The sequence below is a fragment of the Stenotrophomonas sp. 86156_Sma genome (assembly GCF_056481625.1).
Genome location: NZ_CM151157.1, coordinates 2,828,249 through 2,847,886, shown reverse-complemented (window position 1 = coordinate 2,847,886; position 19,638 = coordinate 2,828,249). Strand labels below are relative to the sequence as shown.

Here is a 19,638-nt window from a genome sequence, read left to right as displayed (position 1 = left end):
ACCCGTAGTTCCCTCAACCAAGGAGCAATACCATGAAAGTGATCTCCCGTTCGGTTCTCGCCGTTGCTGCCTCGCTGGCTCTGGTCGGTGCCGCGCATGCTGCCGATATCGTCGGTGCCGCCAGTGCCAAGACCGATGCCGAGCTGTATGTGGCGGTTGGCGAATCGCAGGTCAATGGCGGCCCGCACCGCGCTGGCAAGGCCGGTATCGGTGTCGGTACCGTGTCCCAGGCCAAGCCGGTGGACTTCCAGGGCCTGAGCGCCTACTCGGCACCGACCACCGTCAATGGCGTGACGGTACGTACCCTGGCCATGCCGATCACCGGCGCACCGGGCAGCCACGCCGGTATGGGCCACTTCAACTTCGTCAAGGTCGGCAGTGGCGATGTCTGGTTCGGTGAGTGGTCCAAGGATGGCGCCGCCGGTGGCTTCAACAACCGCCAGGTCTACTTCGTTGGTGACCGCGCCGGCACCACGTTGCCTGCTGGCGTGGCGTCCTACACCGTGGCTGGCCTGAACAAGTTCAACGGTAGCAACCTGCTGAGCGGCACCTTCGACGCCGACTTCGGCGCCGGCACCCTGGATGGTGCGCTGTCGGGCAACGGCCTGAACCTGGCCATCGTTGCCAACATCAACAGTGCCGACGCATCGTTCGCCGGTTCGGCCACCGCCAACGGCAGCGTTGCCGGCACCACCCAGGGGCAGTTCTTCGGCGCCAACGCGGCCGCCCTGGCCGGTATCGCCACCTTCAGCGGCAACAGCCAGTACGACACCGCCTTCGGCGGCAGCAAGAACTGATTGCCACACCCCTGACGGGGCAGGGCAGGGACAAGCCGCGATCCGCCAGTCCCTGCTTCGGCCCGCTGCATGCACCACCACGGATCGACCATGCGCCATCCCATCTTCCTTGTCGTACTGCTGCTGGCGGCCGCCGACGTGCGCGCCCAGCAGGACGATCTTCGCCGCGTGCTCGAACAGGGCACCGACCTGCGCCACCAGCAGCAGGACCAGCAGCGCCTGCAGCAGGCCGAGTCGGAGCGACCGACCATCACCATCGACGGCCAGACCCTGCGCGTGGAGCGCACGGTCGATGATCTGGGCCAGGCGCTGTACCTGTCGCTGCAGCATCAGCAATGGGGCGCCGCGCAACGCTTCCTGGATGAATACATCGAACTGCCTGGCCACGACCCGTTGCTGCGCCACTATGCGCAGGGCGGCCTGGCGCGGGTGGCCGGCAATCACCATCGCGCGGCCAACGAGTACGAGGCGCTGCTGGAGGCACAGCCGGATTTCCTGCCGGCCCGCCTTGAACTTGCGCGCGTCTACGCCGAAGACCAGCGCGATCGCGATGCGGTGGCGTTGTTCACGGCGATCGCGGATGGCATCAGTGCCGATGACCCCGCCACCGCAGGTGTACGCGGACGGGTGGACGCCTATCTGGCTGCGCTGCAGGCGCGCCAGCGCTGGAAAGGCGCGCTGTCCGCCGGCCCGGCATGGAGCGACAACATCAACCGCAGTTCGGCCAGCCGCACCTGCCTGTTCGGGGTAGGCGACACCTGCATCATCCAGCGCAATCTTCCCGATGCCCAGCGCGCCATGGGCCTGGACTACGACGGTAACCTCGAACGTCGCTGGGCCTTGAAGGGCCACCATGGCGTGTACGTGCGTGGCCTCGCATTCGGCCAGGCATGGCGTGGGCACAGCGCCTACAACGAGCTCAATGCCAACGTGCAGGCGGGTTACAGCTGGCGTAGCGCACGGCATACCCTGCAGATCGCCCCCAGCTATGACTATCAGGGCCTCGGCAACCGGGCCCTGCAGGGCGGCAGCGGGCTGCATGGCGAATGGCAATATGCGCTGGACGCGCGCAGCCTGCTCAAGCTGGAGGCCGACTGGAAGCGCCAGCGCTATCGCCAGCGTGGCCTGGCCGCCAATTACGACGGTGAGCTGGCCGCGGTGTATGCCACATGGTTCCGTGCGCTCAACCCGCGCTGGACCCTCTTTGCCGGGCTGGACCTGAGTGACAGCAGCGCCGCCAACCCAGCCAACGGCTACCGCCAGCGCGGCGTGCGGCTGGGTGCGGCGCGGCAATGGAGTGGCACCACCGCCACCGTATTCGTCTCGTTGCGCGAGCGCGACTACGACGCGTGGAGTCCGCTGCTGGAGGCGCGGCGTGAGGACAGCGAACAGAACCTGATCGCCATCGTGCGCAGCGAGCGCCTTGCCGTGGCCGGGCTGGTACCCAGCCTGAGCCTGCGCTACGCGCGCATCGACAGCAACGTTGGCTGGCTGTACAGCCACGACCGCAGCCTGCTCAGCCTGAAGTGGGAGCGGGCCTTCTGAACACGCCGCTGCAATGCCGCGGTGAACGGGCCGTGGCCGCGATCTTCATCCATCATCACGCGCTCTTGTAGCCCGGTTCGCGCATCCTGCGGGCGTTGCGGCAGAGCTGGGCCGCGTGTATCGAGGAGCGCCGGTCGTGCTGGAAGCGGGCAGCAAACCAGAGGGCCTGAAAGGGCTGCGTGTACTGGTGGCGGAGGATGAGTTCGCCATCGCGATGTTCCTGGTCGACTATCTGGAGCTGAAAGGCGCACAGGTGGTGGGGCCTGCCGGTGACCTGCAGGCGCTGGGGCAGCTGGTCGATACCCATCCCATCGATGTGGCATTGCTGGACATCAACCTGGGCGGTGAGCAGGTCTATCCGCTGGCCGACCGGCTGGCCGAGGCGGGTACGCCCTTTCTGCTGACCTCCGGTTACGACGACAACCTGCCCAGCCGCTTCGCCAGCGCGCCGCGCTGTACCAAGCCTTATCACATCGAAACCCTGGTGCAGCAGCTGGCCGGGCTGGTGGCGGCGCCGCAGGTCTCTGCGGGCATCGCCTGATTGCGCGGCATGTCGCGTCGTCCTGAAGGCATCCACGCCGCCAAGCTGCGTGGCTCGATGCCACCTGCGCCGCGCCTGCATGCGCGCCACGATGGCATGGCCGCGCGCATCGCCCGTCACGACTGGTCGTCCACGCCATTGGGTGCCTGTGAGCAGTGGCCGCCCCACCTGCGCGCCACCGTCGACCTGATGCTGGCCCATGGCTTCCCGATGATCGTGCTGTGGGGCGAGCAGCTGGTGCAGCTCTACAACGATGGTTATGCCGAGATCCTGGCCGACAAGCATCCCGGCGGGCTCGGCCAGCCGACCCGCGAGTGCTGGCCCGAGGTGTGGCACATCAACGGGCCGCTCTATACCCGGGTTTGGCAGGGCGAGACGCTCACCTTCGAAGACAAGCTGTACCCGCTGGTCCGGCGCGGCCGGCTGGAAGACATCTGGTTCACGATCACCTACAGCCCGATCCGCGGCGAGGAAGGGCGGATCAACGGCGTGCTGGTGACCATGTTCGAAACCACCGCCGCGCATCTGGCGCTGGCCGCGCGCGAGCGCGAGGAACTACGGCGGCGCGAGAGCGAGCGGCGCCTGGAGCTGGCCTTCAGGATGCTGCCGGTCGGCCTGTGCATTGTTGATCTGCAGGGCCGCATGCTGCTGTCCAACGATCAGATGCGCGCCTATCTGCCCACCGGCAAGGTGCCTTCCAGAGACGCCGACAACCAGCATCGCTGGCACGGCTGCCATCCCGATGGCACCCCCATTGCACCGGACGACTTCGCCATCGCCCGCGCAATGCGCGGCGAGACCGTGGTGCCGGGGCTGGAGTTCCAGTACCTGCATGATGATGGCCGCGCGCGCTGGACCCGGGTCGCTGCCGCGCCCCTGCGCGATGGCGACGGTGAGGTCAGCGGGGTATTTGCCATCGCGGTGGACATCGACGACCTCAAGCGTGCCACTGAGCGTCAATCGGTATTGCTGGCCGAACTGCAGCACCGGGTGCGTAACATCATGTCGACCATCCATGCCATTGCCTGGCGGACCCGCGAGTCGGTCAGCAGTGTGGATGAATACGCTGAACGGTTGTGCGGGCGACTGATGTCGCTGGCACGCACGCAGAGTCTGCTGACCCGTGGTGCCAATGCCGGCGTCTGCCTGCGTGGCATGCTCGACGAGGAGATCGCTGCGCAGACGCCGGCAGCGGCCGCCTACCGCCTGCAGGGCGAGGACGTGCTGCTGCCGCCGAAAGCAGCCGAAGTACTGTCCCTGGCGATCCACGAATTAGCGACCAACGCGCTGAGGCATGGCGCGCTCACCCATGAGGATGGCCGGATCGAGGTCACCTGGGATCTGCAGGTTCAGGCCGGCCAGCCATGGCTGGGCCTGCACTGGTGCGAGCGTCATGCCGAGGTGGAGGACTGGGAGCTGCCCCGCCAGCGCGGCCTGGGCCGGGCGCTGATCGAGCAGCGCGTGCCGTACGAGCTGGCTGGCAGCGGGGAGCTGCGCTTTGGCCCACAAGGCCTGGATGCCTGGATCCGCTTCCCGTTGCGGGAGCGCGACAGCCTGCTGCAGACCGATGCTCCGGGCGCGGCGGCGGAGGGTTCCGTCAGGTAATGGTCCATTTATCCCCAATTGGGCCAAATTGGGCATAATGGCCTCAACCATCCCCGTCTGGAGCCGTGCCATGACCCTGCCGTTGGATCTGCCAGGCCTTGAGAAGGCCCCGGCCTCGTCGGTGAAGACCCGGGGCTGGCCGAGCCTGATGCGCACCGTGCGCGAGAAGCAGGCGCTGGTCATCACCAACCATAATCATCCCGAAGCGGTGATCGTGGATATCCGCACGTATCAGGAGCTGCTGGCCAAGGCCGCCGGCGGTGACGCCGGTGAGCGCAGTGAAGAACTGCTGCGCCTGCGCGGTGAGTTCGACCAGACCCTGGCCAGCCTGCAGCGCGGTGAGGGGCTGGGCAAGGTGCTGGGCCAGCCGATCCGCCGTGGCCGCAAGGTCACCCTCGGCCGTCCGCTCTGAACGATGGGGCGGATCCTGGTGCTGGCCGGCGTCAATGGCGCCGGCAAAAGTTCGCTGCTGGGTACCTGGCTGGAAGCCGAAGGACTGAGCTGGTTCAACCCCGATTCGTTCACCCGCCGCCTGGTCGAGGCTGGCTGGCCGCTGCCCGAAGCCAATGCCGAGGCCTGGCAGGAAGGCACCCGCCGCCTGCGCCAGGCCATGGCTGATGGCACGGACTTCGCCTTCGAAACAACGCTGGGTGGCAACACCATTCCGCGCCTGCTGCGCGAGGCCTGCGAGCACCATCACGTCGCGATCTGGTTCTGTGGCCTGGCCACGGTCGAGCTGCACATCGCCCGCGTGGCGGCGCGGGTAGAGGCCGGTGGCCACGATATTCCGGTGGAAAAGATCCACGCCCGCTTCGATTCGGCGCGCGAGAACCTGTTGGACCTGCTGCCGCACCTGGCTGAGCTGCATGTCTACGACAACAGTGCGCCGGCCGACGCAGAAGGCTGCGCCGCGCCCCTCCCTGTGCTGGCGATGGAGCGCGGCCAGCTGCAGTACCCGGTCTCGGTGGCCGAACTGCTGCACACGCCGGACTGGGCCAAACCCATCGTGATGCGTGCGATGGAGTTGGACACCCCGCAGTAGATCCACGCCATGTGTGGATGTCTTTCACGCATCGCGCGAAACCGCGCCGTGCACGACTGGGCGCCACCGGAGCTGCGGTTAGACTGACCGCACACTCATGGAGGACGACATGCACGGACCTGCGACGTTCCGCTCCACTTCGATCTGGCTGGTGCTTGCTGCGCTGGCACTGTCCAGCCTGACGGCGACGGCCGCACCTGCCGCGTCCAAGCGGGTGGTGCCGCCGCCCAGCCTGGTACAGGCCTACCTCGCCGCCGAAGCCAACCTGCGGCTGATTCCCGGCGACGACATTGAATCCGATTTCCGTCCGGTGTGGACCGCTGTTGCCGACCTCGATGGCGATGGCCGAGCCGAGATCGTGTATTTCTACACGTCCACCTACACCGGCGGCAGCTTCGCGCAACGCAATGTGGTGGCGGTGATGACGGCGCTGACGGCAAACGATCCGCGCGGCCAGGAGAACCCGAACAGCCTGTCGCCGGTGGAAGCAGAGGACTATGCCGCCATCCGCCAGTATGGCTATGGTGACGACGCGGTTGAACAGATTCCAGGCGCCATCCGCGCGATCCGCATCCAGGGTGATCGCATCATTGTCGATTTCACCGTCAGTGCCGGGGCGACGGTCTGCGAATGGAAGAGCCCGAACCGCCACGTCTGTCCGCCGGACGGAAACTACACATGGACGCTGCGTTGGACGCCGGGGAAGCTGACCCGCATCAAGAAATAGCGCCAGGTAGCGCCGGGCGTATCCGCCCGGCGCCACAGGCCCCATGTAGATCCAGGCCATGCGTGTGGCATTTCGCGGCGAGCCTCAGGCCGGCTTCACCTGCTCGGGCTCAGCAACGTCCGGCAGCGGCGGCAGGCTCGGGTCCACCGTGACCGGCACATCGCTCTTCAACAGCGCCGCAGCTTCCCTGTCGCTGCCGACGGCCGGCGGTGAACCACGCAACGGCAGGCCGGCGGTTTCCTTCACGAACAGCATCGTGATCAGGCCGACCACCGCCGCGCCCATCAGGTAGTAGGCCGGCACCAGCGGGTCGCCGGTACGTTCCACCAGCCATGCGGTGACCAGCGGCGTGGTGCCACCGAACAGCGACACCGAGACGTTGAAGGCGATCGACAGCGCGCTGTAGCGCACCGGTGTGTAGAACAGCGCTGGCAGCGTGGATGGCATCGAACTGGTGAAGCACACCAGCGCCAGGCCCAGCAGCATCAGGCCAAGGAAGATCATCCAGTCGTTGCCGCTGCCGACCAGCAGCAGGCATGGAATCGCCAGTACCAGCAGCGCGATGCAGGCGCCGATGATCATCGGCCGGCGGCCCAGCCTGTCACTGAACAATCCACCCACGATGTTCAACGGCATCATCACCAGCATCACGATGATGATCAGCAGCAGGCCCTTGCTCTCGGCGTAGCCCATGGTGACGCTGAGGTAGCTGGGCATGTAGGTCAACAACATGTAGTCGGTCACGTTGAACACCAGCACCAGGCCCATGCACACCAGCAGCTGGCGGCCGTGCACCTGGAACAGCGCGGCCAGCCCGGGCCGGTCGTGCTCGCGCTTCTCGGCTTCCTCGGCGAAGGCGCGGAATGCCGGGGTCTCTTCCAGCTTCATGCGCATGTACAGGCCGAGCAGGCCCAGCGGGCCGGCCACCAGGAATGGAATGCGCCAGCCCCAGTCCAGCATCTGCTCGCTGCTCAACAGCATGTGCAGTGCGGTTACGGTACCGGCACCGGCTATATAGCCGCCCAGCGTACCGAACTCCAGCCAGCTGCCCATCAACCCGCGGTTGCGGTCGGTGGAATACTCGGCGATGAAGGTGGCCGCACCGCCATACTCGCCGCCGGTGGAAAAGCCCTGCACCACACGCGCCAGCAGCAACAGCACCGGTGCCCAGATGCCGATCCGCTCGTAGGAAGGAATCAGGCCGATCGCAAAGGTACCCAGCGCCATCAGGATCATGGTGAACGCCAGCACTTTCTGGCGCCCGTAGCGGTCGCCGAGTGGGCCGAACACCAGGCCACCCAGCGGGCGCACCAGGAATGCCACGGTGAAGGTGGCGAAGGCCGCAATCACCTGCGCGGTGGGATTGCTCGACGGGAAGAACACCTGGCCGATGGTGACGGCCAGATAGCCGTAGACACCGAAGTCGAACCACTCCATGGCATTGCCGAGTGCAGCGGCACCGACGGCGCGCTTGAGCATGGGCTTGTCGACGACGGTGATCTCATCGACCTTCAGGTGGCGGCGGCGTTTGAACCAGCCGAAGTGGGCATGGGAATCGGGCGTGTCCTGCATGGGGCTCCCTTGTAGGTATGGAATAGGGGAATGGGCGGTGTGGTGTTTCCCGGAAATCGGAAACGGCGATGCAGGCGCAAGTGGCGCAGGGGCATCGAAGCGCGGCGTGGGGGCCGGGGAATGTGTGCAGGCACGAGGGCGCGCGCACGGCAAAGCACCGCCGCAGGGGCGGAAACGCGGCAACGGGATCACAACGGCCGCGCAGTTGGCAGCCGCGTGTCACATCAGCGTGTGGGGAAGGCAGGCCGTGGGCCTGCGGGCGTCATCCGCCGGGATCCAGCGCGAGGCGATGGAAATGCAGGGCGGGAGCAATCGTGGCAAGCGAAGCGCCGGTCGGCAGTGCTTCCCACGTAACAGGTGCGCCCGTCACGTAGTGGGTCGTGTCGATCATCCGTTCATCATAACGGCACCGGCGTGAGCGTGCAGCGAAGCGGGCTGATCTGCACGCTGTGTTCCACGTCGCCTGTTCAGAAGGCTCAGGCTGACTTCGCCAGCAAACCGAACACCGTGCAGGCCATCGCCAAGGCGCCCGGCAGTGCCAGTTTCCGCGTGACCAGTGCGGCGCCGGTCATGGTAAGCACCGAGAGCATGATGGCCAGGGCGAAAAACGGTTGGCCCTGCAGGAACTGGTGGATGCATCCGGCGCAGCCGGCAATGGCCAGGCTGGTGGCGAAGCAGACGTGGAACAGTGAGCCAGCGTGCACAGAGGTTCCTCGCGATGATGGAGGCCATAGCGGCAGGCCTCCCGGTAAATTTAGGGCGGATTTCAGATTGCGATGACGGAATCACATCCTGTGCGCGCTCTGGTGACATCGGCGTGCATAAGGTGGAGCACACACCCACTTTTCAAATTGATGGAGGATGCAATGGCGCGGACGATTCCCGAAGGAACGCTGATCGTGGTAGCCGACGGTGGTTCGGCACGGGTGTTTACCAACGTGGGCAGCAACCATCAGTTGACCCTGAAACAGGAGGGCGAGCTGCGCCTGCAGGACATCAGTGAGCAGGGCGTGTCCGGGCAGGGGCCTGCGGGTGCCGTGCCGAAGGACATGTCGGTCTCGCAGCTCAACGAGGCGACGTTCGCCAAGCAGGTGGCCGAACAGCTCAATGAGGATGCCTTGAAGAACCGCTATGCGCACCTGGTGTTGATCGCCGACCCGACCACGCTGGGTCGCATCCGTCCGCTGCTGCATAAAGAGGTCCAGGCGCGATTGCTCGGGGATATTGCCAAGGATCTGACCAACGCGCCGCTGGAAGACATCCAGAAGGCACTGGCGGCGTAGCGCTCATGCCGTTCATGCGTGATCACCTTCCGAACGAGCCCACCTCTGCGGGGGTGGCGGCGCAGGCTGGGTGGCAGGTGCTGGAGTTCGGTGCGCCCTGGTGCGGTCATTGCCAGGCCGCGCAGCCCGCGTTGCAGGCCTTCGTCGAAGCGAACGATCTGGCGCATTGGAAGATCGAGGATGGCAAGGGAAGGCCATTGGGGCGAACGTTCAAGGTGAAGCTGTGGCCGACAGTGGTGCTGCTGCGCGATGGAGAAGAGGTCGCGCGGGTGGTGAGGCCGCTGGACAGCGCGGACCTCATGTCGTTGCAGAACGCGCTTCCCGGTTGACGATTGAACCCGGCGCGGGACACCGGGCAGTCGCACTGCAGCATGCGGCGTGACAGGCCCGGTGCTAGCATCCGGCTACCACCTGAATCGATCCAAACGCCGATGCCCACGCTGGACCGTCGTCTCCTGATCGCTGTCGCCGCCACGGCAATGCTCGCTTCCGGCCTGGCGTCGGCCGCTCCCGCCAAAACCGCCGCCGACAAGGCCTACGCCTCGGTCGACCCGTTCATTGGTACTGGAGGTGAAGGCCACACCTACCCGGGTGCCACAGTGCCGTTCGGCATGGTCCAGCTCAGCCCGGACACACGCATCCAACCACGCGAAAAGGCCTATGGCTGGGCAGCCGGATATCGCTACGACGACAGCAGCATCGTCGGCTTCTCGCACACGCATTTTTCCGGCACCGGTCATTCGGACCTCGGCGACATCCTGCTGATGCCGTTCACCGGCAATCCCGGCCTGGAGCGCGGTGATCCGGAAAAGCCACGCAGCGGCTACGCCTCGCGTTTCCGCCACGACGACGAGAAGGCCGAGCCGGGCTACTACGCAGTCACCCTGGATGACTACAAGGTGCGCGCGGAGCTGACCACCAGTGCGCGCGTGGGCGTGCACCGCTATGCTTTCCCCAAGGGCACCGATGCCAAGGTGCTGCTGGACATGCGCACCAGCATGTACGACTACCCGGGCAAGGTGCTGTGGTCGCGGGTGCGGGTGCGCGCCGATGGCACGGTGACCGGCTTCCGCGAAACCCGTGGTTGGGCGCCGGGCCGCCAGCTGTATTTCGCGATGCGTTTCTCGCGGCCGCTTTCCGGGCATGAGCTGCACAACACCGAGCAGGACATTGTCTACAAGGGCTTCCCGCCGCCGGGCGAGAAGGATCCGGCGCAGCGCGCACAGATCGAGGGGCGCCAGCTGGTCGGCACCTTCGCCTTCGGCAAGCTGGATGCACCGCTGGTGGTCAAGGTGGCGATCTCGCCTGTCAGCGAAGCCGGTGCCATTGCCAACCTCGACGCGGAAGTGGCCGGCTTCGATTTCGACCGCGTGCGTGCGCAGGCAAAGCAGGAATGGACGCAGGCGCTGTTGGTGCTCGATATCGATGCGCCGGAACATGCGCGACGCAGCGCCTATACCGCGCTGTACCACACGATGCTGGGGCCGACGTTGTTCATGGATGCCGATGGCCAGTACCGCGGTTCGGACAACGCGGTGCACCAGGCCAAGGGCTACGCCAACTATTCGACGTTCTCGCTGTGGGACACCTACCGTGCGCTGCATCCGCTGCTGACGCTGGTGCAGCCGGAGCAGCGCAACAGCGACTTCGTCAATTCGATGCTGGCCCACCATGAGCACAGCCCCTACGGCATGCTGCCGGTGTGGTCGTTCCATGGCCTGGAAGACTGGTGCATGATCGGCTACCACGCCGTGCCAGTGATCGCCGACGCCTACGTGAAGGGGATCCGCGGCTTCGACGCCGACAAGGCACTGAAGGCGATGGTCGAGACCGCCAACTACGGGCCCTACGACGGCATCGCGCAGTACCGCGAGCTGGGCTATGTGCCGATCGACGAGGAAGGCGAAGCGGCCAGCAAGACACTGGAGTACGCCTTCGACGACTGGACCATCGCGCGCATGGCACAGGCGATGGGCAAGACCGATGTTGCGGCCACCTTCGACAAGCGCGCCGGCAACTGGCGCAACGCCTTCGACAAAGACACTGGCTTCATGCGCGCACGCAAGCGCGATGGCAGCTTCCGCACGCCATTCGACCCCAGCGCCAGTGGATACGGCACCGACTACACCGAGGGCAATGCCTGGCAGTACTCTTGGTACGTGCCGCAGGACGTGGCCGGACTGGCCGCAGCGCACGGTGGCAGCGACAAGCTGCTCGCGCGCCTGGACGAGGTGTTCAACGCCAAGGTCGATCCGTCCATCTTCGAGCACATGGAAGACATCACCGGCCTGATCGGCTGGTATGCGCATGGCAACGAGCCCAGCCACCACGTCGCCTACCTGTATTCGTATGCCGGCCAGCCGTGGCGCACGCAGGCGCGCCTGAAGCAGATCATGGACACCCAGTACGCCGACCGCCCCGATGGCCTGGCCGGCAATGATGACGTCGGCCAGATGTCGGCGTGGTACGTGTTCACCGCCTTGGGCTTCTACCCGGTGGCCCCGGGCTCGGGCGAGTACATCCTGGGTCGCCCGTTCCTGCCGAAGACCGCAATGCGCCTGCCGAACGGCAAGACGTTCACCATCGTGGCCGATGGGCTGGATGACAAGCACACCTATGTGGGCAGCGTGAGCCTCAACGGCAAGCCGCTACAGCGCACCTTCCTGCGCCACGACGAGATCCTGGCCGGTGGCGAACTGCGCTTCAGCATGCAGGCCGAGCCGAACAGGGACTGGCCGGGGCAGGGCGCGCAGGCGCCGTATTCGATGAGCCGATGATGGGTTGCGAGTTGGCGTACGGGGATCCCGCTTCTGGTAGGTGCCAACCTTGGTTGGCACGCGGGAGGTCAACAGCGCCCACCAAGGTGGGCGTCTACCGGATGGCGTGACCGGGTAGGTGCCAACCTTGGTTGGCACGCAGGACGTCAGCGGGATCGAAACCGCATCCCCACCCGCGCGCCACCGATCGGGGCGGTATCGATCACCAGCGCCGCATCATGCCGCTGCGCGATCTCGGCCACGATCGCCAGTCCCAGCCCACAGCCATCACCTTCACTGCTGGCCCGGTAGAAGCGTTCCGTGACGCGCGCGCGCTCGGCCTCGGCAATGCCGGTGCCGTCATCGTCCACCCACACCTGCACGCCCTCGGCATCCTGCTGTAGTCCCAGGGTGATCACGCCTGGCACGGCACCGTAGCGCAGCGCGTTGTCCAGCAGGTTGCCCAACGCCTCGCGCAGCAGCTGCGGATCGCCCTGTACCTGCACGCCGTCGTCGGGCCCGTCATAACCCAGGTCCACGCCTGCAGCCAATGCACGGTCCGCATAGCGCTCCACCACGCCGCGCGCCAACGCGGCCAGGTCCACTGGCTGCAGCTGCAGTGCACTGCCATGCGGATCTTCGGAGCGGCTCAACATCAGCAGTTGGTTGACCAGATGCTGCAAGCGGGCCAACCCGGCCAGCGTGCCGGACAGCGCCAGCTGCTGGGCCTGCGGATCATGCTGGCGCAATGAGCTCTCCAGCTCCACCTGCATGGCCGCCAACGGTGTGCGCAGTTGATGTGCGGCGTTGCTGACGAAGCGCCGCTGCGCATCCTGCATCGCGTCCAGGCGCTGCAGCAGGGCGTTGTAGGCCTCAACCGCCGGCCACAGTTCGCGCGGTGCCTCCTGCGCCGGATCCAGCGGTGCCAACGGATCCGGCCGCGGGCTGGCCAGCTTCCGTGCGACCAGGTTGGCGTGGCCTGCGGCGGCGCCGGTGCCGGACCAGGCCAGCCACGCCGCCAGTGCCAGGATCGCGGCCTGGAACGGAACGCTGGTCAGCAGCAGCTTGCGTTCCAGCCGGTGGCGCTTGCGCAGTGTTTCGGCCACGCGCAGCCGGATGTCATGGCCCGGCCCGGCGCTGACCACCACTTCGACCATGCGCACCGGTTGACCACGCAGGCGCGCATCGTAGTAGACCGCATCGTCATTCGCGGCGGCGCTCGCCGGACGTGGCAATGCCTCGGGCAGGTCGCCATACAGGCGCCCGCCATCCGCATCGACCACCTCGCCATGCACTTCGTCGGCGGTGTCCCAGGTGAACATGCGTGATACCGCCGGGGTGATCTCGATGGATGCGCGGCCGTCCTGCACCGTCACCAGCTCGGACAACGACATCGCCGAATCCAGCAGCCAGCGGTCGTAGACCTGGCCGGCATAGAAGCGCGCCAACGCGAATGAACCCACCGCACTGCACAGCAGCAGCACCAGCAGCGGCAGCCACAGGCGCCGCAGCAGCAGGCCACGCAGGCTGTGCACGCGCTCAGTCACCCACGGCCTCCAACCGGTAGCCGAGGCCGCGCAGCATGCGGATGCCGACGCCGGCACGCGCCTGTTCCAGCTTGCGGCGCAGGCGGCTGACATGCACCTCGATCACCGACAGGTTGGCCTCGTGGTCCCAGCTGTAGAGCGCATCGAACAGGCGCTGCTTGGTCACGGTGCGGCCGGGGTGCTGCATCAACGCTTCGACCAGCGACAGCTCGCGTGCGGTCAGCTCGATGCGCTGGCCTTCCACCTGCACTTCGTTGCGGATGCTGTCGAAGCACAGCCGGCCCAATCGCTTCTGTGCCGGTGCGTCACTGCGGCGGCGCGACAACGCACGCAGGCGCGCTTCCAGCTCGCCCAGCGCGAATGGTTTTGCCAGATAGTCATCGCCGCCACGGTCGAGGCCAAGGATGCGATCCTCCACGCCATCGCGTGCAGTGAGAATCAGCACCGGCAGGGTGGCGCCATCGTTGCGCAGGCGCGAGAGCAGGTCGAGGCCATCCACGTCCGGCAATGAAAGGTCCAGCACCATCACGTCATAGGGTGCACTGGCCAGCGCCGCAGGTGCGTGCAGTCCGCGCGAGAGGTGGTCGCACAGGTGGCCGGCACCCTGCAGGGCGCGGATCAGTCCATCGGCCAGGGCGGCATCGTCTTCGATCAGCAGGATTCGCATTGCAAGCTTCGTGCAAGGTTGGGGCAAGTTTGGCGCAAGTCCGTCACCTTACCGTGACGTGCATGAATTTCTCCCCTCGTCTTGCGGCCTTGCTTGCCGCCCTATTGTGCGCGCCTGCGGCTTCGGCGCTGTCCCTTGCAGAGGCGCAGCGCGCAATGGAAGCACACAACCCGGACCTGCGCGCGGCGGCACTGGAGCTGCGCGGTGTGCAGGGCGATGCGCAGACGGCGGCATTGCGCCCGGCCACCGAGCTGTCGATCGGCACCAGCAAGATCAGCTCCAAGCATGGCATCGGCCCCGGGCGCTGGCAGGACAAGCGCGTGGACAGCACCGTGGGCCTGGGCTGGACCTGGGAACGTGGTGGCAAGCGTGCGTTGCGCATCCGCCAGGCCGACGCGCTGCTGGAAGTGGCAGGGCTGGAGATGCTCGATACCCGTCGTCGACAACAGGTGGCACTGCATGAAGCCTATTTCGGCCTGAAGGGCGCGCAGGAGCGGGCCCAGATTGCCGACGCCAACCGGCAGAGCTCGGTCGAGCAGATGGCGGCTGCCGACAAGCTGGTCGCGACAGGGGCGATGGCGCCGGTGGATCGCGCGCGCCTGGCGGTGGACGACCTGGCTGTGGCGGATGCGGCGCGCGAGGCAGCACTGGATCTGCGTGACGCGCGGAGTGTGCTGGGGATGCTGCTCGGACGTGACGACAGCCATGACCTCAGCGCCGATGATCCTTGGCCAGACCCCGCAGCCAGGGCCGATGAGCGCGCGTTCGATCCGCAGCAGCGCGCGGATCTGCGCGCTGCACGCTCGCGCCTGGCAGCCGCCGATGCCGGCGTGGCACTGGCGCGCAGCGAGCGCCATCGCGATATCCAGTTGGGCGTGGAGGCCGAACGAGAGCCGACCGACATCAGCGGTGTCACCTGGGGCGTGTCATTGACCATTCCGCTGGGTGGGCCGTCGCGGGCGCGCGGCGCGATCCAGCGTGCCGAGGCCGACCGCGACAGCGCCGCACTGGAAATGCAGGTGCTGCAGCGCGAAGCACGCGCCGAACTGGACCAGCTGCAGGCCAGTGCGCAGTCCGCCGCACAGCGTCGCACCGAGTACGAGGGGCTGCAGTCAGACGCCGCACGCAAGGCCGTGCAGGGCATCGAGCTGGCCTACCGCCGCGGCGCCGCCAGCCTGACCGATCTGCTGGATGCGCGCCGCAGCTGGCGCGACTTCGAGGCCGCGCTGATTGAAGCGCGTGCCGACCATGCCATTGCCGTGGCGCGCTGGGAAGCGGCCACATCTGTTGCTGAAGGAGAGTCCCGATGAAGTCCACCGTCGCCTATCGCCCGCAGGCGCGATACGCCGTGCTGCCCGTCTTGCTGGCGCTGATCCTGCTGGGCGGCTGTGGTCGGGAGCCAGCTTCCTATCTTGAGGACGCACCTCGGGTCAGCGCCGGCCAGATTCAGTTTCCTTCCGACAGCCGCCAGCTGGACGTGCTGCGCAGCGAGACAGTGAGTGCCGGCGCCAGCGCCAGCCTGCAGCTGCCGGGCCGGGTGGTCTGGGATGAGACGCGCTCCAGCGCACTGCACACGCCGCTGTCGGGGCAGGTAGCGCGCATCGAGGCACAGCCGGGGCAGAAGGTGAAAGCCGGCCAGGTCATCGCCTGGATCACCTCGCCCGAGTTCGGCCAGGCTCAGGCTGAAGGTGCCCGTGGTCGCGCCGAGCTGCAGCAGGCACGCAAGGAACTGGACCGTACCCGCGAACTGCATGCGGCGGGAGTGGCGTCGGGTCGTGAACTGGACGAGGCCGAGGCAAACTTCGCTGGCAGTCAGGCTGATCATGCACGCGCGGCCGCCTTCGCCAAGGCCTATGGCAACGGCCAGCACGTCGACCAGCGCCTGCCGCTGCGCGCTCCCATCGATGGCGTGCTGGTGGAGCGGCGGATGAGCCCGGGCATGTCGGTCAGCCCCGACAGCGATCAGCCGTTGGCAGTGATCGGCGATCCGGACCGCCTGTGGCTGTTGCTGGACATTCCCGAAAGCCTGGCTGGACGCTTGAAGGCCGGCATGCAGGTGAGCGTGCCCGGCGCCGATGGACAGTCACTTCAGGCGACCCTGCAGCACGTGGATGACTTCGTCGACAGCGAACGCCGCGTGGTGCAGGCACGCGCCGAGCTGGACAATCGCGCACGCGCCTTCAAGGCGGGACAGTATGTGCGCGCCCAGGTGGCGTTGCCGGCCGAGGGCGGTGTCTCGTTGCCCGATGCGGCGGTGCTGCTGATCGACGGCAAGCAGGTAGTGTTCGTGGAAGAGGGCAAGGGCCGCTACGTGCGCCACGCCGTGCACGCCGAGGAGCTGGGTGACGGTCGACTGTGGGTGCGTGACGGTCTGGCGGCTGGCAGCAGGGTGGTGGTCGAAGGGGGCCTGCTGCTGCAGCAGCTGGTCGACAGCGCGCCAGCGGCCGCCAGCACCGGCGCGGGGCATGCCGCCCCATGATCGATCGCCTGATTGCCTATTGCCTGCGCCAGCCGCTGATGGTGATGCTGGCACTGCTGTTGTTCATCGGCGGCGGCATCGCCGCGTTCCGCGTGCTGCCGGTGGAGGCCTTCCCGGACGTCTCCGACACCCAGGTGACGGTGGTGTCGCTGCACCCGGGCCGCGCCGCCGAAGAGGTGGAACGCGAAGTGACGATGCCGCTGGAAGTGGCCTTGTCCGGCATTCCGCATTCGGTGCGGGTGTTCTCGCATACCCAGTTCGGCTTGTCGATGATCATCCTGACCTTCGACGACAAGGCCGACGACTATTTCGCGCGGCAGCAGGTGCTGGAGCGCCTGCAGGGCGTGGAGCTGCCGGAGGGCGTGACCCCGGAGCTGGAGGCGATGAGTTCGGCGGTGGGCGAGATCTACCGCTACGTACTCAAGGGCCCGCACATGACGCCGACCCAGCTGCGCACGGTGCAGGAATGGACGATGGAGCGCAGCCTGCGCACCGTGCCGGGCGTGGCCGATGTGATCAGCTTCGGCGGGTTCGCGCGCACCTTCCAGGTCAAGCCGGACCTGGACAAGCTGCGTGACCGCGGCATCAGCCTCGGTGAATTCGCCGAGGCGCTGGAGAAGGGCAGCTCCAATGCCGGCGGCGGCTACGTGGAGCGCGGCCAGCAGCAGTTCCTGATCCGCGGCGTGGGCCTGATGCGTTCGCCGGGTGACATCGGCAACGTGGTGGTGGCGCAGCGCGGCGGTACGCCGATCCTGGTGCGCGACCTGGCCAGCATCGCCGATACCGGCCTGCCACGGCAGGGTCTGGTCGGCCAGGACGACAATGACGATGCTGTGTTCGGCATGGTGCTGATGCGCAAGGGCGAGAATCCGTCCGACGTGCTCGACGCCCTGCATGCGCGCATCGCCGAGATCGAAGCGAACCAGCTGCCGGCCGGGGTCAGCATCGAGCCGTTCTACGACCGCTCGTGGCTGGTGTCTACCACGCTGAAGACCGTCTTCCGCAACCTGCTGGAAGGTGCGGTGCTGGTGTTCCTGGTGCTGTGGCTGTTCCTGTACAACGCCCGCGCCGCACTGATCGTGGCGGCAATGATGCCGCTGGCGCTGCTCTCGACCTTCCTTGGCCTGCACTTGTGGGGCGTGCCGGCCAACCTGCTGTCCTTGGGTGCGATGGACTTCGGCATCATCATCGATGGCGCAGTGATCGTCACCGAGCACATCGTGTCGCGATTGTCGAAGCTGCCACCTACGGCCGATCGGAAGACGCGCTTCTCGACCATTCTTTCGGCCGCATCGGAAGTGGGTCGCCCGACCTTTTTCTCGATGCTGATCATCATCGCCGCGCACATCCCGATCTTCACCCTGCAGCGGCAGGAAGGCCGCATGTTCGCGCCGATGGCGTACTCGGTGACCTCTGCGCTGATAGGTGCGTTGATCCTGGCGCTGACCGTGGTGCCGCTGTTCTGCTACTGGTGGCTGCGACGGGACCGCATGCGCGATGGCAACCCGCTGATGGACCGCCTGACCGACTGGTACCGGCCGATCCTGGAGCGCGCACTGGCCCGGCCACGTGCGGTGGTGCTGACCGCAGTGGCGTTGCTGGTGGGTACGTTGGCACTGGGCACCCGCCTGGGCTCGGAGTTCCTGCCCGAGCTGGACGAAGGATCGATCTGGCTGACCGCCACACTCGACCCCAGCACCAGCCTGGCCGAAGCGCAGCAACAGTCGCGGCGCATCCGTGAGCTGGTCGGCAGCTTCCCGCAGGTGTCGACGGTGGTGGCCAAGCTGGGGCGCCCGGAAGACGGCTCCGATGCCAAGGGCGCCAACCAGATCGAGGCGCTGGTGGCGTTGAAGCCGGAGAAGGAATGGCCGAAGGGCGTGGACAAGCGGCAGCTGGTGAGCGACCTGCAGCGCACGCTGGAGCAACGCATTCCGGGGCCGGAGTTCTCGATCTCGCAGCCCGTGCGCGACAACATCCTGGAGAGCATTTCGCAGATCAAAGGCCAGGTGGTGATCAAGGTCAGTGGCTCGGATCTGGACGTACTGAACCGGCAGGCGCAGGCGATCCTGGGCCAGGTGCGTGGGGTGGAGGGCGTGGAGAGTGCCTTCATCGACCGCGATGGCTCCTTGCCGCAGCTGCAGATCGAGATCGACCGCGACCGCGCCGCACGCTATGGCCTGAACGTGCGCGACATCGACGAGGTGATCGAGACCGCACTGGGCGGGCGCCAGGTCGGCGAGCTGTGGGAAGGCGACCGCAAGTTCCCGATCACCCTGCGCCTGGACGATGCCGATCGTGACCTGCAGCGGCTGCGCACGGTGCCGGTGGGCATCGGCGATGGCCACACCGTGACGCTGTCCGACGTGGCCGACTTCCGCATGGCCAGCGGCGCGATCAACATCTCGCGCGAGAACACGCAGCGGGTGAAGGCGGTGAGCATCTTCATCGCCGGGCGTGACATGGGCAGCGTGGTGGCCGACATGCGCAAGCGTGTGGACGCCAGCGTGCAGCTGCCGGAAGGCTACCGGCTGGAATGGTCCGGTGAGTTCGAGAACCAGCAGCGTGCGATGAAGCGGCTGGGCTGGGTGATTCCGCTGTCGGTGCTGATCATCTTCGTGTTGCTGTTCGATGCCTTCAAGGACATCAGCAGCGCAGCACTGATCCTGGCCAACGTGCCACTGGCGATGATCGGCGGCATCCTGGCGTTGTGGCTGACCGGGATTCCGCTGTCGGTATCGGCGGCCATCGGCTTCATTGCATTGTTCGGGCAGGCGGTGCTGAACGGCGTGGTGATGCTCAGTCGCTTCGCGCAGCTGCGCGAGCAGGGCATGGACCTGCTGCAGTCGGTGGTGCAGGGCTCGCTGCAGCGCCTGCGTACGGTGCTGATGACCGCGCTGCTGGCGATGTTCGGCCTGCTGCCGATGGCGACCTCGCATGCGATCGGTGCCGAGACCCAGAAGCCGCTGGCGGTGGTGGTGATCGGCGGCCTGCTGTCGGCGATGCTGCTGACCCTGCTGGTACTGCCGACGCTGTATTACTGGGTGCACCGGCGCCGCGAGGCCCGCGCCGGATGATCG

The 19,638-nt window shown here is 66.7% G+C and carries 18 protein-coding genes; 13 read left to right on the top strand and 5 right to left on the bottom strand.

The features are described 5' to 3' along the window. Positions 1-32 precede the first annotated feature (32 nt). The 7 genes from ACZK33_RS13235 (at position 33) to ACZK33_RS13205 (ending at position 6,257) form a co-directional block, all read left to right on the top strand. Positions 33-797: a Slam-dependent surface lipoprotein gene (locus ACZK33_RS13235; protein ID WP_423174256.1), complete on the top strand. Its 765-nt coding sequence runs from the start codon at positions 33-35 to the stop codon at positions 795-797. Positions 798-887: 90 nt separating this feature from the next. Next, on the top strand, positions 888-2,342 hold the full coding sequence (locus ACZK33_RS13230; RefSeq protein ID WP_423174257.1) for a surface lipoprotein assembly modifier: 1,455 nt from the start codon (positions 888-890) through the stop codon (positions 2,340-2,342). 136 nt (positions 2,343-2,478) lie between these two features. Then, positions 2,479-2,883, top strand: a complete 405-nt coding sequence (locus ACZK33_RS13225) for a response regulator (RefSeq protein WP_423174258.1) — start codon at positions 2,479-2,481, stop codon at positions 2,881-2,883. 9 nt (positions 2,884-2,892) lie between these two features. Next, positions 2,893-4,488, top strand: a complete 1,596-nt coding sequence (locus ACZK33_RS13220) for a sensor histidine kinase (protein WP_478453452.1) — start codon at positions 2,893-2,895, stop codon at positions 4,486-4,488. Positions 4,489-4,558: 70 nt separating this feature from the next. Next, positions 4,559-4,900, top strand: a complete 342-nt coding sequence (locus tag ACZK33_RS13215; protein ID WP_005413623.1) for a type II toxin-antitoxin system prevent-host-death family antitoxin — start codon at positions 4,559-4,561, stop codon at positions 4,898-4,900. A gap of 3 nt (positions 4,901-4,903) precedes the next feature. Further along, entirely contained in the window at positions 4,904-5,530 is a 627-nt protein-coding gene (locus ACZK33_RS13210; protein ID WP_132810239.1) for an ATPase, read from the top strand. 109 nt (positions 5,531-5,639) lie between these two features. After that, complete coding sequence (locus ACZK33_RS13205) at positions 5,640-6,257, top strand: hypothetical protein (RefSeq protein ID WP_423174260.1); 618 nt, start codon at positions 5,640-5,642, stop codon at positions 6,255-6,257. An 84-nt stretch (positions 6,258-6,341) separates the two neighbouring features. On the opposite strand, the gene proP is transcribed toward ACZK33_RS13205, so the two are convergent. The 3 genes from proP to ACZK33_RS13190 all read right to left on the bottom strand — a co-directional run bounded on the left by proP (position 6,342) and on the right by ACZK33_RS13190 (position 8,533). Then, a complete protein-coding gene (proP, locus tag ACZK33_RS13200; RefSeq protein ID WP_423174261.1) occupies positions 6,342-7,829 on the bottom strand; it encodes a glycine betaine/L-proline transporter ProP in 1,488 nt (495 codons plus the stop codon). Positions 7,830-8,091: 262 nt separating this feature from the next. Beyond that, entirely contained in the window at positions 8,092-8,220 is a 129-nt protein-coding gene (locus ACZK33_RS13195) for a hypothetical protein (protein WP_256200907.1), read from the bottom strand. Positions 8,221-8,305: 85 nt separating this feature from the next. Then, the gene (locus ACZK33_RS13190; protein ID WP_182266179.1) at positions 8,306-8,533 is read right to left on the bottom strand and encodes a hypothetical protein; all 228 of its coding nucleotides are present in this window, start codon (positions 8,531-8,533) and stop codon (positions 8,306-8,308) included. A 162-nt stretch (positions 8,534-8,695) separates the two neighbouring features. Here ACZK33_RS13190 and ACZK33_RS13185 point away from each other — a divergent pair, with 162 nt between their 5' ends. The 3 genes from ACZK33_RS13185 to ACZK33_RS13175 all read left to right on the top strand — a co-directional run bounded on the left by ACZK33_RS13185 (position 8,696) and on the right by ACZK33_RS13175 (position 11,889). Then, complete coding sequence (locus tag ACZK33_RS13185) at positions 8,696-9,112, top strand: baeRF12 domain-containing protein (RefSeq protein ID WP_019337746.1); 417 nt, start codon at positions 8,696-8,698, stop codon at positions 9,110-9,112. A 5-nt stretch (positions 9,113-9,117) separates the two neighbouring features. Next, complete coding sequence (locus ACZK33_RS13180) at positions 9,118-9,441, top strand: thioredoxin family protein (RefSeq protein ID WP_423174262.1); 324 nt, start codon at positions 9,118-9,120, stop codon at positions 9,439-9,441. A 102-nt stretch (positions 9,442-9,543) separates the two neighbouring features. After that, entirely contained in the window at positions 9,544-11,889 is a 2,346-nt protein-coding gene (locus ACZK33_RS13175) for a GH92 family glycosyl hydrolase (protein ID WP_423174263.1), read from the top strand. 146 nt (positions 11,890-12,035) lie between these two features. Here ACZK33_RS13175 and ACZK33_RS13170 read toward each other — a convergent pair whose 3' ends face one another. Both ACZK33_RS13170 and ACZK33_RS13165 read right to left on the bottom strand, forming a co-directional pair. After that, on the bottom strand, positions 12,036-13,415 hold the full coding sequence (locus ACZK33_RS13170; protein ID WP_423174264.1) for a sensor histidine kinase: 1,380 nt from the start codon (positions 13,413-13,415) through the stop codon (positions 12,036-12,038). Beyond that, entirely contained in the window at positions 13,408-14,082 is a 675-nt protein-coding gene (locus ACZK33_RS13165) for a response regulator (RefSeq protein WP_005413615.1), read from the bottom strand. The genes ACZK33_RS13170 and ACZK33_RS13165 overlap by 8 nt, the downstream gene beginning before the upstream one ends. A 62-nt stretch (positions 14,083-14,144) precedes the next feature. Between ACZK33_RS13165 and ACZK33_RS13160 the strand changes: the two genes are divergently transcribed. Genes ACZK33_RS13160 through ACZK33_RS13150 form a run of 3 tightly spaced genes read left to right on the top strand, consistent with a single transcriptional unit; the run spans position 14,145 to position 19,635 of the window. After that, on the top strand, positions 14,145-15,392 hold the full coding sequence (locus ACZK33_RS13160; RefSeq protein WP_423174265.1) for a TolC family protein: 1,248 nt from the start codon (positions 14,145-14,147) through the stop codon (positions 15,390-15,392). Then, positions 15,389-16,561: an efflux RND transporter periplasmic adaptor subunit gene (locus ACZK33_RS13155; protein ID WP_423174266.1), complete on the top strand. Its 1,173-nt coding sequence runs from the start codon at positions 15,389-15,391 to the stop codon at positions 16,559-16,561. The genes ACZK33_RS13160 and ACZK33_RS13155 overlap by 4 nt, the downstream gene beginning before the upstream one ends. After that, positions 16,558-19,635: an efflux RND transporter permease subunit gene (locus ACZK33_RS13150; protein WP_423174267.1), complete on the top strand. Its 3,078-nt coding sequence runs from the start codon at positions 16,558-16,560 to the stop codon at positions 19,633-19,635. The genes ACZK33_RS13155 and ACZK33_RS13150 overlap by 4 nt, the downstream gene beginning before the upstream one ends. Positions 19,636-19,638 lie beyond the last annotated feature (3 nt).

Coding starts and splice junctions, on each gene's coding strand:
- ACZK33_RS13235 (WP_423174256.1), top strand. CDS start 33: ATGAAAGTGATCTCCCGTTCGGTTCTCGCCGTTGCTGCCTCGCTGGCT.
- ACZK33_RS13230 (WP_423174257.1), top strand. CDS start 888: ATGCGCCATCCCATCTTCCTTGTCGTACTGCTGCTGGCGGCCGCCGAC.
- ACZK33_RS13220 (WP_478453452.1), top strand. CDS start 2,893: ATGTCGCGTCGTCCTGAAGGCATCCACGCCGCCAAGCTGCGTGGCTCG.
- ACZK33_RS13215 (WP_005413623.1), top strand. CDS start 4,559: ATGACCCTGCCGTTGGATCTGCCAGGCCTTGAGAAGGCCCCGGCCTCG.
- ACZK33_RS13210 (WP_132810239.1), top strand. CDS start 4,904: ATGGGGCGGATCCTGGTGCTGGCCGGCGTCAATGGCGCCGGCAAAAGT.
- ACZK33_RS13205 (WP_423174260.1), top strand. CDS start 5,640: ATGCACGGACCTGCGACGTTCCGCTCCACTTCGATCTGGCTGGTGCTT.
- proP (WP_423174261.1), bottom strand. CDS start 7,829: ATGCAGGACACGCCCGATTCCCATGCCCACTTCGGCTGGTTCAAACGC.
- ACZK33_RS13195 (WP_256200907.1), bottom strand. CDS start 8,220: ATGATCGACACGACCCACTACGTGACGGGCGCACCTGTTACGTGGGAA.
- ACZK33_RS13185 (WP_019337746.1), top strand. CDS start 8,696: ATGGCGCGGACGATTCCCGAAGGAACGCTGATCGTGGTAGCCGACGGT.
- ACZK33_RS13180 (WP_423174262.1), top strand. CDS start 9,118: ATGCCGTTCATGCGTGATCACCTTCCGAACGAGCCCACCTCTGCGGGG.
- ACZK33_RS13175 (WP_423174263.1), top strand. CDS start 9,544: ATGCCCACGCTGGACCGTCGTCTCCTGATCGCTGTCGCCGCCACGGCA.
- ACZK33_RS13165 (WP_005413615.1), bottom strand. CDS start 14,082: ATGCGAATCCTGCTGATCGAAGACGATGCCGCCCTGGCCGATGGACTG.
- ACZK33_RS13160 (WP_423174265.1), top strand. CDS start 14,145: ATGAATTTCTCCCCTCGTCTTGCGGCCTTGCTTGCCGCCCTATTGTGC.
- ACZK33_RS13155 (WP_423174266.1), top strand. CDS start 15,389: ATGAAGTCCACCGTCGCCTATCGCCCGCAGGCGCGATACGCCGTGCTG.
- ACZK33_RS13150 (WP_423174267.1), top strand. CDS start 16,558: ATGATCGATCGCCTGATTGCCTATTGCCTGCGCCAGCCGCTGATGGTG.